Annotated in this window: 14 protein-coding genes and 1 riboswitch; of the genes, 1 reads left to right on the top strand and 13 read right to left on the bottom strand. The window is 63.0% G+C overall.

Annotated elements, in window-relative coordinates:
- Positions 1-2 precede the first annotated feature (2 nt).
- From cobC to cobO, 9 genes are all read right to left on the bottom strand, one after another.
- Entirely contained in the window at positions 3-578 is a 576-nt protein-coding gene (cobC, locus tag CQ002_RS10940) for an alpha-ribazole phosphatase family protein (protein ID WP_105162658.1), read from the bottom strand.
- Positions 575-1630 (bottom strand): nicotinate-nucleotide--dimethylbenzimidazole phosphoribosyltransferase, encoded by a 1056-nt coding sequence (cobT, locus tag CQ002_RS10935; protein ID WP_034108024.1) that lies wholly within the window; start codon positions 1628-1630, stop codon positions 575-577. Before cobT ends, cobC begins: the two co-directional genes overlap by 4 nt.
- Positions 1627-2148, bottom strand: coding sequence for a bifunctional adenosylcobinamide kinase/adenosylcobinamide-phosphate guanylyltransferase (gene cobU / locus CQ002_RS10930; RefSeq protein ID WP_105162659.1), 522 nt, complete (start codon positions 2146-2148; stop codon positions 1627-1629). The genes cobT and cobU overlap by 4 nt, the downstream gene beginning before the upstream one ends.
- A 139-nt stretch (positions 2149-2287) precedes the next feature.
- Complete coding sequence (locus tag CQ002_RS10925; protein ID WP_105162660.1) at positions 2288-3739, bottom strand: cobyric acid synthase; 1452 nt, start codon at positions 3737-3739, stop codon at positions 2288-2290.
- The gene (gene cobD, locus CQ002_RS10920; protein ID WP_034108029.1) at positions 3736-4725 is read right to left on the bottom strand and encodes a threonine-phosphate decarboxylase CobD; all 990 of its coding nucleotides are present in this window, start codon (positions 4723-4725) and stop codon (positions 3736-3738) included. Before cobD ends, CQ002_RS10925 begins: the two co-directional genes overlap by 4 nt.
- Positions 4718-5626, bottom strand: coding sequence for an adenosylcobinamide-phosphate synthase CbiB (cbiB, locus tag CQ002_RS10915; protein WP_034108031.1), 909 nt, complete (start codon positions 5624-5626; stop codon positions 4718-4720). Before cbiB ends, cobD begins: the two co-directional genes overlap by 8 nt.
- Positions 5623-6273, bottom strand: a complete 651-nt coding sequence (bluB, locus tag CQ002_RS10910) for a 5,6-dimethylbenzimidazole synthase (protein WP_034108033.1) — start codon at positions 6271-6273, stop codon at positions 5623-5625. Before bluB ends, cbiB begins: the two co-directional genes overlap by 4 nt.
- Positions 6270-7658, bottom strand: coding sequence for a cobyrinate a,c-diamide synthase (locus tag CQ002_RS10905; protein WP_098467176.1), 1389 nt, complete (start codon positions 7656-7658; stop codon positions 6270-6272). The genes bluB and CQ002_RS10905 overlap by 4 nt, the downstream gene beginning before the upstream one ends.
- A complete protein-coding gene (gene cobO / locus CQ002_RS10900; RefSeq protein ID WP_034108037.1) occupies positions 7655-8266 on the bottom strand; it encodes a cob(I)yrinic acid a,c-diamide adenosyltransferase in 612 nt (203 codons plus the stop codon). Before cobO ends, CQ002_RS10905 begins: the two co-directional genes overlap by 4 nt.
- A 78-nt stretch (positions 8267-8344) precedes the next feature.
- Positions 8345-8605, bottom strand: a riboswitch (cobalamin riboswitch).
- Positions 8606-8704: 99 nt separating this feature from the next.
- Between cobO and CQ002_RS10895 the strand changes: the two genes are divergently transcribed.
- Positions 8705-10018, top strand: a complete 1314-nt coding sequence (locus CQ002_RS10895) for a sorbosone dehydrogenase family protein (protein ID WP_105162661.1) — start codon at positions 8705-8707, stop codon at positions 10016-10018.
- 71 nt (positions 10019-10089) lie between these two features.
- Here CQ002_RS10895 and CQ002_RS10890 read toward each other — a convergent pair whose 3' ends face one another.
- From CQ002_RS10890 to CQ002_RS10875, 4 genes are all read right to left on the bottom strand, one after another.
- Positions 10090-10629 (bottom strand): C40 family peptidase, encoded by a 540-nt coding sequence (locus CQ002_RS10890; protein WP_034108041.1) that lies wholly within the window; start codon positions 10627-10629, stop codon positions 10090-10092.
- 144 nt (positions 10630-10773) lie between these two features.
- A complete protein-coding gene (locus tag CQ002_RS10885) occupies positions 10774-11403 on the bottom strand; it encodes a C40 family peptidase (RefSeq protein WP_105162662.1) in 630 nt (209 codons plus the stop codon).
- Positions 11404-11616: 213 nt separating this feature from the next.
- Complete coding sequence (hda, locus tag CQ002_RS10880; RefSeq protein ID WP_025855817.1) at positions 11617-12321, bottom strand: DnaA regulatory inactivator Hda; 705 nt, start codon at positions 12319-12321, stop codon at positions 11617-11619.
- 203 nt (positions 12322-12524) lie between these two features.
- Positions 12525-13598 (bottom strand): AI-2E family transporter, encoded by a 1074-nt coding sequence (locus CQ002_RS10875; RefSeq protein ID WP_105162663.1) that lies wholly within the window; start codon positions 13596-13598, stop codon positions 12525-12527.
- Between the last annotated feature and the right edge of the window lie 4 nt (positions 13599-13602).

Below are 13602 nucleotides of genomic sequence, written 5' to 3'. Positions count from 1 at the left end.
GTCTACCCCACTTCCTTCAGCGCGCCGTCAGCGCGCACCTGCAGGTTGAATAACCCACCGTGACCGACTTCGACATTTAACAGCTGCTCCCTGGGCAAGTCGCGCGCCTGCGCCAGCAGCAGCCGCATCACACCGCCATGACTGATCAGCAACACACGCTCACCAGCGTAGGCCTGGTGCAAGCGTGCGACTGCACCCAGCACCCGATCGGAAAAAGCGCTGACGGGCTCGCCGTCCGGTGGCGTAAAGCTGTAGGGGTCAGCCCAGAATAACCCCAGCCCCTCGGCGTCGGTCTCCATCAAGGCTGCCGCACTCTGTCCTTCCCAGGCGCCGAAGTGCAGCTCTTGCAGGTCCTTCTCGAGCGTCACTGGCAGGTTGAGCCGAGCACCCAATTCGTCGGCAAACCGCGCGCAACGCTGCAGTGGCGAACTGACCAAACGGTCCCACGGCCCCTGCGCCACCACCGCGTCGCGCATCTGTGCCCACCCCTTGGCGGTGAGCGCGTCGTCGAGGCTACCGCGCAGGCCGCCACCCCGTTCGGTTTCGCCGTGGCGCAGCAGGTCCAGGTGCAAAATCATGCCGGGCGGTCCGCCACGGCGGCTTCGGCGAAGGTCGCCATTTGCCCGTGCAACGCACAGGCCAGGCGCAATAACGGCACCGCCAACGCAGCACCGCTGCCCTCACCCAGGCGCAAGCCAAGTTCCAGCAGTGGCTTGGCGTCGAGGCTCTGCAGCACATGGCGATGACCCGGTTCGGCACCGCCATGGCCGAACACCAGCCACTCGCGGCACGCCGGGTTCAAGCGCGTCGCGACCAGCGCCGCGACGGTACAGATAAACCCATCCACCAGCACCACGATGCCTTCCTGGGCACAGGCCAGATACGCCCCCACCAGCGCGGCAATCTCAAAGCCGCCAAGATTGAACAACGTCTGCAATGCATCACCGCGCTGGCCGGCATGCAACGCCAGTGCGCGTTCGATCACCGCCACCTTGTGGCTGACGCCCTGGGCGTTCAACCCGGTGCCCGGCCCCGTGAGGTCGCTGACCTGGCAATCAAGCAAGGCACACGCCAACGCACTGGCAGCGGTGGTGTTGCCGATGCCCATCTCGCCACCGATAAACAGTTGCGTTCCGTTTGCCAACGCACGCCGTGCACTGTCACGACCGGCTTGCAGGGCGAGCTGCCCCTGGGCCTCGGTCATCGCCGGACCGTGGACGAAGTTGGCGGTGCCCGTGCCGATGTTCAGGTGACGCACACCGGGCAGGTCCAGGGACGAGGTCACTGTCCCCAGGTCGACCACGTCCAACTGCGCATCCAGTTGCCGCGCCAATACGCTGATGGCCGCGCCACCGCTGACGAAGTTTTGCAGCATCTGCCCAGTGACTGCCTGGGGATATGCCGACACTCCTTCTGCAACCACGCCATGATCGCCAGCGAAGATGGCGATCCACAGCCGATCCACCGATGGCTTGACCTGGCCCTGCAAGCCAGCCAATTGCACTGCCAGCGCTTCCAGCTGGCCCAGGGAGCCGGCCGGCTTGGTCAACTGCTGCTGGCGTGCCAGAGCGTGTTCGTACGCTTGCGCGTCGATCGCCTTACAAGGGTTGAGCCACCAGGTGTCAGTCATAACGCAGTACCTTTCAAAGTCAGGGGCAGGCCGGCGACGGTCAGGACAACACGCTGACAACGCTCGGCCAAGGCTTGATGCAGCCAACCGGCTTCATCCACATAGCGGCGAGTCAATTCGCCCAGCGGCACGACACCCAGACCGGTCTCGTTGCTGACAAAAATGAGTTCACCCGGCAGCGAGGCCAGGGTTTCCAGCAGTTGATCGCGCTCGAATGCCAGGCGCCCGGCGTCTTCGAGCATCAGCAGATTAGTCAGCCACAAGGTCAGGCAGTCCACCAGCAGGCACTGCCCGGCGGCTGCGTTTTCCCGCAACACTCGCGCCAGTTCAATCGGCTCCTCGATCAGGCCCCAATGGTCCGGACGACGCTGGCGGTGCAGGGCGACGCGCTCGTTCATCTCGCAATCCAATGGCTGGCTGGTGGCGATGTAAGTGACAGGCAAGGCACTGTCGCTGGCGAGCTTTTCGGCCAGGCGGCTTTTGCCGGAGCGGGCGCCGCCGAGGATCAGTTGAAGCATGGGATGGCACCTCGGGTGGGCTGAAATGGGTTGACCGTCAGGCCGCCTTCGCGGGCAAGCCCGCTCCCACATTTTGAGCGTGGTGCGTCAGTTAAATCGCAGGCAAGCCAGTCCTCACAGGAGGGACGCGTGCGCACCCTTAAATCCCACATAGATTGCGCAACAACTCAGTATCCAAATGATTCTCCACCAGGTCAGCCAGGCGCTCGATATCGCGCTCGCGCAAGGCGTGGTAGTCAACCTCCTGCACGTCCTGCAACCCAGCCCAGCGTAGCAAGGCGCTGCAGGCAGCCGGGCTTTCGAACAGCCCGTGCAGGTAAGTGCCGAGGATCTGCCCGTCGTCACTCTGGGCGCCATCGCTGCGACCGTCATCGAGCAACACCGCCGCATTCGACAAGGCCTCGCCGGTCGTCACGCCCGCATGGATCTCATAACCGCTGACTTGCGCATCCTCCAGCAACAACCGCCCGCGCACATTGCGCAGTTGTTTCTCTTGTTCCAGCGTGGTGCTGAACGACAGCAGCCCAAGGCCATCGCTGGTGCCAGCAGGCCCCTCCAGGCCTAGCGGGTCGTGCACCTGCTCGCCGAGCATCTGCAAGCCGCCACAAATACCGAGCACCTTGCCGCCATAGCGCAAGTGCCGCGCCACAGCGGTTTCCCAGCCGTTGGCGCGCAGGTAGGCCAGGTCGCTGCGCACGCTTTTCGAGCCCGGGAGGATGATCAGGTCGGCGGCCGGTATGGGCTGGCCCGGGCCGACAAACTGCAGGTCCACTTGAGGATGCAGGCGCAGTGGATCGAAATCCGTGTGGTTGCTGATTCGCGGCAACACCGGCACCACCACCTTGAGCACCTGCGCCGCCTTGTCGATCTGGCGCTGGTCGATGCCATCTTCGGCTTCCAGGTGCAGGTCCATCACGTAGGGCAGAACGCCCACCACCGGTTTACCGGTGCGCGCTTCCAGCCAGTCCAGGCCCGGTTGCAACAACGCGATGTCACCGCGAAAGCGGTTGATGATGAACCCTTTGACCCGCGCCTGTTCCGTGGGCGACAGCAATTCCAGGGTGCCGACCAGGTGGGCAAACACGCCGCCGCGATTGATATCGGCGATCAGCAACACCGGGCAGTCGACCGCCTCGGCAAAGCCCATGTTGGCGATGTCATTGGCGCGCAGGTTGATCTCCGCCGGCGAGCCCGCGCCTTCGACCATCACCACCGGGTAGGCGTGGCTCAATCGAGCGTGAGAAGCCAGCACCGCCTGCATCGCAATGGCTTTGTAGTCGTGGTAGGCCACCGCGTTCATGCTGGTCACGGCGCGGCCATGGATGATCACTTGCGAACCCGTGTCGCTGTTGGGCTTGAGCAATACCGGGTTCATGTCGGTGTGCGGCGCCAGGTTGGCGGCCTGGGCCTGCACCGCCTGGGCGCGGCCGATCTCGCCGCCTTCGGCCGTCACCGCGCTATTGAGCGCCATGTTCTGTGGCTTGAATGGCGCCACTGCGACGCCCTGGCGTACCAGCCAGCGGCACAGCGCCGTCACCAGCGTACTTTTGCCGGCGTCAGAGGTGGTGCCTTGCACCATCAGCGTACTCATGTCGCTTCCTTGTAGGCGATCAGGGCCTCGTCGAGGCGCAGCCAGTCGGCCTCGGTATCGGGCAGGCCAAAGCGCAGGCTGCTGTCGTGGACAAACAGGCGCAGCAGGATGCCGCGCTGGGCCATGAATTCGTGCATGCGTTCGGCGTGGGGCGTGATCAGCCATTGGAACAAGGCACAGCCGCCCTGGGGTTGAAAGCCGTGGCGCTCCAGCAAGGCGAACAAGCGCTGGCCGGCCTCGATGCATCGCACGCGTTGCTGCACCTGCCCGGCCGTGTCGCGCAAACACACTTGGCCCAACACCCGCGTCGGCCCGCTGACGGCCCAAGGGCCGACCTGCTCGGCCAGTAACTTGAGCAGCTTGCGCTCGGCCAACACGAAGCCCAGTCGCACGCCGGCTAGGCCGAAGAATTTACCGAACGAGCGCAACACAATCAGGCCGACCTGATGCGCCTGGCCCGCCAGGCTCAGTTGCGGGGTCACGTCCATGAACGCTTCATCCACCACCAGCCAGCCGCCGCGCTGGGCCAGCCGCGAGTGCCAGTCCAACAAGCGTTGCGGGGTGAGGGTCAAGCCGGTGGGGTTATTGGGGTTGACCACCACCAACACGTCGAGGCCATCAAGGAAGAAATCGACTTCCTGCTCCTGCACTTCGCGCACCACGTAACCGGCGCGGCGCCAGGCTTCAGCGTGTTCGGCATAGCAAGGCGACAGCACGCCGACCTTGCCGGAGCGGCGCAGGCGTGGCAGCAACTGGATCGCCGCCTGGGAGCCCGGCACCGGCAATAGATGCGCAGCGCCGTAATACTCGCTGGCGGCCTGCTCCAGGCCGTCGTCGGTTTCGGGCAGGCGTGCCCAGGCGCGCAGGGGTATCTCGGGGATCGGCCAGGGCCAGGGCGCAAGGCCGCTGGAGAGATCAAGCCAGTCGGCCTCGGCTATCCCGTACTGAATCGCTGCCTTGCGCAGCCGGCCACCGTGTTCAAGCATAGAATTGCGCCCCTGCACATAGGATCAGCAGCCACAACCATACGCCGCGCTGCACCAGTTGCCAGCCCCGGTCGATGGCATCGGCATCCGCCGCCGGACCTTCGCCCAGTTGCGGGCGCTGGTGCACCTCACCGTGGTAGATCGCCGCACCGCCCAACGCCACGCCCAGGGCACCTGCACCGGCGGCCATCACCGGACCGGCGTTGGGGCTGTCCCAGGTCGGGCCCTGGGTGCGCCAGCATTTGAGCGCCAGGCGCGTCTTGCCCAGCACCGCGTAGGTCAAGGCCACCAGGCGCGCAGGAATGTAGTTCAGCACATCGTCGATTTTTGCCGCTGCCCAGCCGAAACGTTCGAAGCGTTCGTTGCGGTAGCCCCACATGGCGTCGAGGGTGTTGCTCAGGCGGTAAAGCACCACGCCCGGTACGCCGGCGACCACAAACCAGAAAATCGCGGCGAACACTGCATCGCTGCCGTTCTCCAGCACCGATTCGGTGGCGGCGCGGGCGACTTCGGTGCGGTCCAGCTCACTGGTCTGGCGGCTGACCAGGTAGCTCACGCGCTTGCGCGCTTGCTCCAGGTCGTCGCTGCGCAGGGCCTGGGCCACCGGCATCACATGCTCGCCGAGGCTGCGCATGCCGAGGGCGCAATACAACGCCAGGATCTCCAGGACCCAACCGATATATGGCGCCCACGACAACGCCGTGGCCAGCAGGGTCAGCGGCACCACGGCGATAAACCACGCCGTCACGCCATGGCTGCGCCAGCCGCGCCCCCCGGAGTTGAAACGTCGCTCGATGCGCCCGGCGAAATTGCCGAACGCCACCAGCGGATGCCAGCGCCTCGGTTCGCCCAGCAGCGCATCCAGCGCCACGGCAGCGACACACAACAAGGCCACACTCATTGACTCACTCCCCACGCATTCTCATACACCATGTCACTCAATGGCCGAGGCTCGGTCCAGCCTTCGAGTTGCAACATCGGTGCCGGGTAAAACTCGGTCACCGGCCCAAGGCACAGGACGGCCAGGGGTTTCGCGCCCGGCGGCAAACCCAGCAGATCGGCCAGCGCCTGGGGCTCGAACAGCGAGACCCAGCCCATGCCCAGGCCTTCGACGCGAGCTGCCAGCCACAGGTTCTGGATCGCGCAGGATAACGACGCCATGTCCATTTCCGGCAAGGTACGCCGACCGAAGATGTGCCGCTCGCGATCATCCATCAACGCCGCGACCAGCACTTCGGCGCAGTCATGAATGCCTTCGACCTTGAGCTTCATGAATTCGTCGGAGCGCTCGCCGAGGGCCTCGGCGGTGCGTACGCGCTCTTCTTCCACCACCTGTTGAATCTGGCTACGCAAGGTGCGGTCGCTGATACGAATAAAACGCCACGGCTGCATCAGGCCGACACTCGGCGCCTGGTGCGCAGCCTGGAGCAGCCGTTGCAGCAATTCGGGAGCGACAGTGCCGCCGCTGAAGTGGCGCATGTCGCGGCGTTCGGCGATAGCGCGGTAGACGGCCTGGCGATCGGCCTCGGGGAAGGCGTTATCGGTCATGGCCTCTTCGCGGGCGAGCCCGCTCCCACAGGTTGATTGGTGAACACTGTCGATGTCGGCGCCGGCTTGTCGGCGATAACGGTCTCAAGGCTCGGCGCAAACAAGGCCGCTACCGCAGCCGGATTCGACGGGAAATAAAAATGCACGTAGGACGCGGTCATCCGCCCCTGCCGATACACCGCCTCGGCACCGCGCCCGCCATTGGGGCTCAGGCCACGGGCAATCGGCTGCCATTCGGTGCTGGTCAGGGAATGGTGATAGGTATGGCCACGCAGCGTGCCTTCGGGCAGGTCGACACTTTGCAGGGCCAGCGCCGCGAGTTTCTTTTGCATCACCGCATCGCCCTGCAGCAGGCCGACCAGTTCGGCGCGGGTGCCGTCGACGTCGGTCAGCGAGTCGAGCAGGTAGAGCATGCCGCCGCACTCGGCGAGCAAGGGTTTGCCGGCCGCGTGGTGAGCACGAATGGCGTCGAGCATCGAAGTGTTTTCCGACAGCGCCTGATGGTGCAATTCCGGGTAACCGCCGGGCAGGTAGAGGCTGTCGGCGTCAGGCAATTGGCGATCATGGATCGGCGAGAAGAAACTCAACTCGGCGCCCATCGCACGCAGCAGGTCGAGGCTGGCGCCGTAGGTAAAGGCGAAGGCTTCGTCACGAGCCACGGCGATGCGCACGCCTTTGAGCAAGGGCTCAGCCTCGATCACTTGCGGTGCGGCAAAGGTCACGGGCGGCGGCAAGGCCACTTCGCAACTGCTGCCCAACGCCTGGGCAGCAGCGTCCAGGCGCACGTCGAGGTCATTGAGTTCGCTCGCCTGCACCAGGCCGAGGTGGCGGCTGGGCAACTCGATACCGGTCTCGCGGGACAACGCACCGTACCAGCGCAGGCCTTCGGTGAGGCTACCTTCGAGCAATTGCGCATGGCGCAGGGTGCCGACACGGTTAGCCAGTACACCGGCGAACGGCAGATCCGGCTGATAACGGGCCAGGCCCAAGGCCAACGCGCCAAATGTCTGCGCCATGGCCGTGCCGTCGATCACGCCCAGCACCGGCACGCCAAAGTGTCGCGCCAGGTCGGCGCTGGACGGCGTGCCATCGAACAGGCCCATGACGCCTTCGATCAGGATCAGGTCGGCGTCCTGCGCCGCTTCCCACAGCAAGCGGCGACTTTCCTGCTCACCCACCATCCACATGTCCAATTGATACACCGGCGCACCGCTGGCGCGCTCGTGGATCATCGGGTCAAGGAAGTCCGGACCGCATTTGAACACGCGCACCTTGCGCCCCAGGTTGCGGTGCAAGCGGGCCAGCGCCGCGGTGACAGTGGTTTTGCCCTGGCCGGATGCCGGTGCGGCGATCAGGACAGCAGGGCAATGACGGGGCTGATTCAAAGTTCGACGCCCTTCTGTGCCTTGATACCGGCCTGGAACGCGTGCTTGAGCATGCCCATTTCGGTGACCGTGTCACCCATTTCGATCAACTCTGGCTTGGCGCCACGGCCGGTGACCACCACGTGCTGCATCGGCGGGCGGGCTTGCAGGTCGCTGAGGACTTGGTCGAGGTCGAGGTAACCGTGCTTGAGCGCGATGTTCAGTTCGTCCAGCACCACCAGGCCGACGGCCGGGTCTTGCAGCAACTCGCGGGACACCGCCCAGGCGGCCTCGGCGGCAGCGATATCGCGCTGGCGGTCCTGGGTTTCCCAGGTGAAGCCTTCGCCCATCACGTGGAAGCGCACTTGCTCAGGGAAGCGGCGGAAGAACAATTCTTCACCGGTGCTGTTACGCCCCTTGATGAACTGCACCACACCGCACTGCATGCCGTGGCCCATGGCCCGGGCCAGCATGCCGAACGCGGAACTGCTTTTGCCCTTGCCGTTGCCGGTCAATACCAGCAACAAACCGCATTCGTTGGGGGAATTGGCGATGCGCTCGTCGATCACGGCTTTTTTGCGCAGCATGCGTGCCAGGTGGCGTTCGTCGCGGTCGGGGGAATCGGTCATGGCAGCTCTCCGTTGGGGCTGGACAAAAACGGCGGGCAGGAAAAAAGAAAAACAGACAGCCAAGCATCGCCCACCGTGATGCTGTTGGATGTTTCAGGCCGGTCTCCGGGCTCATGAGTGGTGCGCCTGCTGTGTAGAGAGAGCAGGTGCTGGCCGACGCGGCGCCTTCCCATATCGCGGGCGATACAGTGGCAAAAAGCAGCGTCTTGTCTCATTTACCGTTGCGGGGGCAGCGCCGGAATCGCGGCAACACTGTGTACAAGTGCGCTCACTCACCGGCTTCCCTGTTTCACTCCGTCGACCCATGGGTCACAGAGCACCTGTAACAAGCGGCGAAGGTTAGTGGGTTGGGGGTGGAGCGTCAATTAAAGCTGACCTTACACTTGAACCATCGCACCGCCGCCCTCCTCTACCGTTACAGGTATCAAGGAGAACACCATGCATAAAACCAGACTCGCCCTACTCATCATGGTCGCCGGCACCCTCGCCGCCTGCGGTGAAAGCTCCACCCTTCAGGTCTCCGACGGCACCGGGCCTTCGCCCAAGTTGCCGGAACCGAACAAAACCCTGATCCCCACCGTCAACATCGCACCGGCCATCGGCTGGCCCGAGGGCGCGAAACCAACGGCTACCGCTGGCACCCAGGTGGCGGCGTTCGCTGAGGGCCTGGACCACCCGCGCTGGCTGTACGTACTGCCCAATGGCGACGTGCTGGTGGCGGAAACCAACGCACCACCCAAGCCGGATGACGCCAAGGGCATTCGTGGCTGGGTCATGGAAAAAGTCATGGGCCGCGCCGGTGCAGGGGTGCCGAGCCCGAATCGCATCACACTGCTGCGTGACGCCGATCACGACGGCGTCGCGGAAACCCGCACGGTTTTCCTGGAGAACCTCAATTCGCCGTTTGGCATGACACTGGTCGGCAACGACCTGTACGTGGCCGACTCGGACAAGCTGCTGCGCTTCCCCTATCAACCGGGCGAAACCACGATCAAGCAAGCAGGCACCAAAGTTGTCGACCTACCAGGCGGCAGCATCAACCACCACTGGACCAAGAACGTGGTGGCCAGCAAGGACGGTAGCAAGCTGTATGTGAGCGTCGGCTCCAACAGCAATGTCGGGGAAAACGGTCCTGAAGCCGAACAAGGTCGGGCAGCGATCTGGGAAGTGGATCGCGCCAGCGGCGAGCATCGCATCTTTGCCTCCGGCCTGCGCAACCCGAACGGCATGGCCTGGGAGCCCCAGAGCGGCCAGCTGTGGACTGCCGTCAATGAGCGTGACGAGATCGGCAGCGACCTGGTGCCGGACTACATCACTTCAGTCAAGGATGGCGCCTTCTACGGCTGGCCGTTCAGCTATTACGGGCAGCACATCGATGTGCGCGTGACACCGCAGAATCTGGACCTGGTGGCCAAGGCGATTGCGCCGGACTACGCCGTGGGCCCGCACACGGCGTCTCTGGGGCTGACGTTCGCCGAGGGCAGCAAACTCCCGGCGCAGTTCAGCAACGGCGCGTTCATCGGCCAGCATGGTTCGTGGAATCGCAAGCCACACAGTGGCTACAAGGTGATCTTCGTGCCGTTCGAGGGCGGGCAACCCAAAGGGCAGCCGGTGGATGTGCTGACCGGGTTCCTCGACAAGGATGAGAAAGCCATGGGCCGGCCGGTGGGCGTGGTGATTGATCAGCAGGGGGATTTGCTGGTGGCGGATGATGTGGGGAATAAGGTGTGGCGCGTTTGGGCAGCTAAATAACTCATCTCAAGAACGCCACACAACAAGGGGGGAGCGGGCAAGCCCGCTCTCCCCTGTAGAGCGACGTCAACTCAGGGATTGCGCGCCAGGTTTGCTGGCAACACGCGCTTGGCGCTCAGGTAAGCATTCTGCCAATACGCCTTGGACAGGGTATCCAGCTTCACCGTACCGCCGGTTTGCGGCGCATGCACAAAGCGGCCTTCGCCTACATAGATCCCGGCGTGGCTCACCTGGGAACCGCCACCGGTGGCGAAGAACAGCAGGTCGCCAGTCTGCAGGTTCTGCTCGCTGACATCTTGTGCGCGCATCACGATCAGCTCGCGGGTGGTACGCGGCAGGGAGATCCCGGCCGCATCGCGGAAGACAAAACCGATCAAGCCGCTGCAATCAAACCCGGAATCCGGGGTGTTGCCCCCCCAACGGTAAGGCGTGCCGACCAGGCCCAGTGCGCGAAAGAGCACATCTTCGGCCGCAGGCGAGAAGTTTTGCGTGGAATAGTTGAACACCGGCTTGGGTTTGACCGCTACGGGAGCGGGCGGCGGTGGACGGTTTGCGCAGGCGCTGAGCAGCGCGGCGCAAACAATGAGAATCAGGCGGGCCGAGGTCGACATGTGCAGAACAATCCTGGTCTGGATGCGGCTTTCGCTGCCGAACGCTGAAAACCAGAACGCGCAAGCAAAGCTCGCGCGAACGGATTACAACAATGTCCAGGGATTCTAGCGCTTACACGTCAAACTTCAAGTATCACTTTAAGTTTACTTGCTAACGGTAACCGTAGTCGGGGCCATGGCGAGTGCGCGCTTGGCTTCGATGAAGGTTTTGCTCCAGTAACTGTCACCCAGGTTGTCGACTCGAACACCGCCACTGCGACGGCTGCTGGAGTGGATAAACTGGTTGTCGCCCAGGTAGATACCGGCATGGCTCACTCGACCACGGCCAGCTGTACTGAAGAAAAGCAGATCACCAGGCTTGAGGTTGTTGCGCGCGACCAACGGTGCATTCACGTTGATCATTTCGCGAGTGGAGCGTGGCAGGTTCATGCCAGCTTCTTCACGAAACAGGTAGCCGATGAAGCCACTGCAGTCGAAACCGGCTTCAGAGGTACCGCCGAAACGGTAACGGGTACCGATCAGGGACATGCCGCGTTCGAGGATGCTGTCGGCCAGAACTGGAAGCTGATAAGGCTTGTTGCCGGAGAAATTGGCCAGTTCCTTTTCGGTTGCCACTTCTTCTTCGTAAACAGAAGCAGACTGTGCAGCAACGAATTTTGCCTGGTTTTGAACCTGTGGTTTTTGCTGTTCTGCCACCTGTTGAGGGTGGGAGGCGCAACCAAACAACAGGGTAACGAGTGCGAGAGGCACGAGGGGTGCGAAGCGATTTAGCATGGGCACGACCGTGGCTGATATGTAAAGAAGTCGAGACTATGCCCACTATCACATCGATTTGCAAATTCAATCGTGATCTATGTGACTTCTTGTTTGGACGATGACATCTAAGCCCTTAACATCCTTTACCTGCCTTTTGCGTGGCCAAACCGGTCAAAACGCAGGTTTTCTGGCGCCTGGAATTTGCCGGAACCCGCGAAAATAAAGGCCCGGCTACCAGCCGAGGGTTTCTTTCAGGAAAGGGATGGTCAGCTTGCGCTGGGCCTGCAAAGACGCCTGATCGAGCTGTTCGAGCAAGTCAAACAACGCGCTCATGCTGCGCGTGCCACGGGTGAGAATAAAGTGCCCCACCTCGTCGGTCAGGTGCAGGCCGCGCCGCGAGGCGCGCAATTGCAAGGCACGCAATTTGTCTTCGTCGGAGAGCGGGCGCATCTGGAAGATCAGCGCCAGGGTCAGCCGCGACTTGAGGTCGGCCAACTTGATCGGCAGCTCGCGTGGCGAGGTCGACGCGGCAATCAACAGCCGCCGACCGCTGTCACGCAGGCGGTTGAATAGATGAAACAGCGCCTCTTCCCAATCCGCCTTGCCGGCGATCGCTTGAAGATCGTCCAGGCACACCAGCTCGTATTGCTCAAGATGGTCGAAGATACCGATGCCGCGGTCCATCAACTCCGCCAGGGGCAGGTAAACCGCCGGTTCGCCCATTTGCTCGAAACGCAGGCACGCGGCCTGCAAAAGGTGGGTACGCCCTACGCCGTGCTTGCCCCACAGATAGATCAGGCTTTCGGTCCACCCGGCGTCGGCTTCGCAGAGCCGCTCGACATAGCCGAGTGCAGCGGCATTGGCGCCTGGGTAGTAGTTGATAAAGGTGGCGTCATCACGCAGACGCACACCCAAGGGCAGCTGAATCGGTTTCATGCTGACTGAACGGCTCCAAACGAACCGTTAGTGGCCTCTATGTAAAGTTTGCAAAGTTTATACCCGTGACGCCGGGCGCACAATGCAACAGACCCCAAGCAAAATCAAAGGTTTGCGTTAACTTGTTGGATTTACGCAAATTGTTTGACACCGCCACCCCTGAAACAACAAACCCGGCCTGAGCCGGGTTTATGACGAAGCCATTACAAGTCGGGGTCTTCAACCCCCGTATACACATCCGAATCCTTGTACAGGTCGTGCACATGGCGCACCAGCACCATGATCACCGCCGCCACCGGCAGCGCCAGCAGGATACCGGTAAAGCCGAACAGCTCACCGCCCGCCAGGATCGCAAAGATCACCGCCACCGGGTGCAGGCCAATCCGATCGCCGACCAGCAGCGGCGTCAGCACCATGCCTTCCAGGGCCTGGCCGACCATGAAGACCGCAACGATGCCGAGCATCGGATACAGGTCGCTGCCAAACTGGAACAGCCCCGCCACCAACGCCGCGCCGATACCAATCACAAAGCCCATGTACGGCACGATCGCAGCGAGGCCGGCGATCAGGCCGATCAACAGGCCCAGTTCCAGGCCGATAGCCATCAGGCCAGCCGCATAGATGATCCCCAGGGCCAACATCACCAGCAATTGGCCACGCACGAAGGCACCGAGCACTTCATGGCATTCTTCGGCCAGCGAGACAATGCGCTCCTCACGGTCACGCGGCAGCAGGCTGCGGATCTTGGCCATCATGAGGTCCCAGTCGCGCAGCAGGTAGAACGCGACTACCGGGATCAGCACCAGATTGGTCAGCCAACCGATCAGCGCCAGGCTGGACGCAGTGGCCTGGCTTAGCACAACGCCGACGATATCGGTGGTCTGCCCCATGTGCTCGCTGATCGCTGCCTTGACCTTGTCGAACTTCCAGAAGCCATCCGCCAACCCCAGCTTGGCCTGGGCCCATGGCATCGCCGTGTGCTGCAACCAATCGAGCATCTGCGGCGCCAGCTCATAGAGCCGGAACAGCTGCTTGGCCAGCATCGGCACCAGCACCAGCACCAACGCCGTGATGATCAGGGTAAACAGTGCGAACACCGCCACCACCCCCCAGGTACGCGACAGCCCGGCTTTCTCCAGGCGATCCACCACCGGATCGAACAGGTAGGCCAGCAGCAGCGCGACCAGGAACGGCGTCAGGATCGAATGCAGCAAGAATACAAAAACGCACAGCAGGACAATCCCGCCAAGCCACACCCAACGACGCGTATCCGCCATAAAC

Origin of the sequence: Pseudomonas sp. MYb13 (assembly GCF_002980075.1) — a bacterium.
GTDB lineage: Bacteria > Pseudomonadota > Gammaproteobacteria > Pseudomonadales > Pseudomonadaceae > Aquipseudomonas > Aquipseudomonas lurida.
This window is presented reverse-complemented; position numbering and strand designations above follow the sequence as displayed.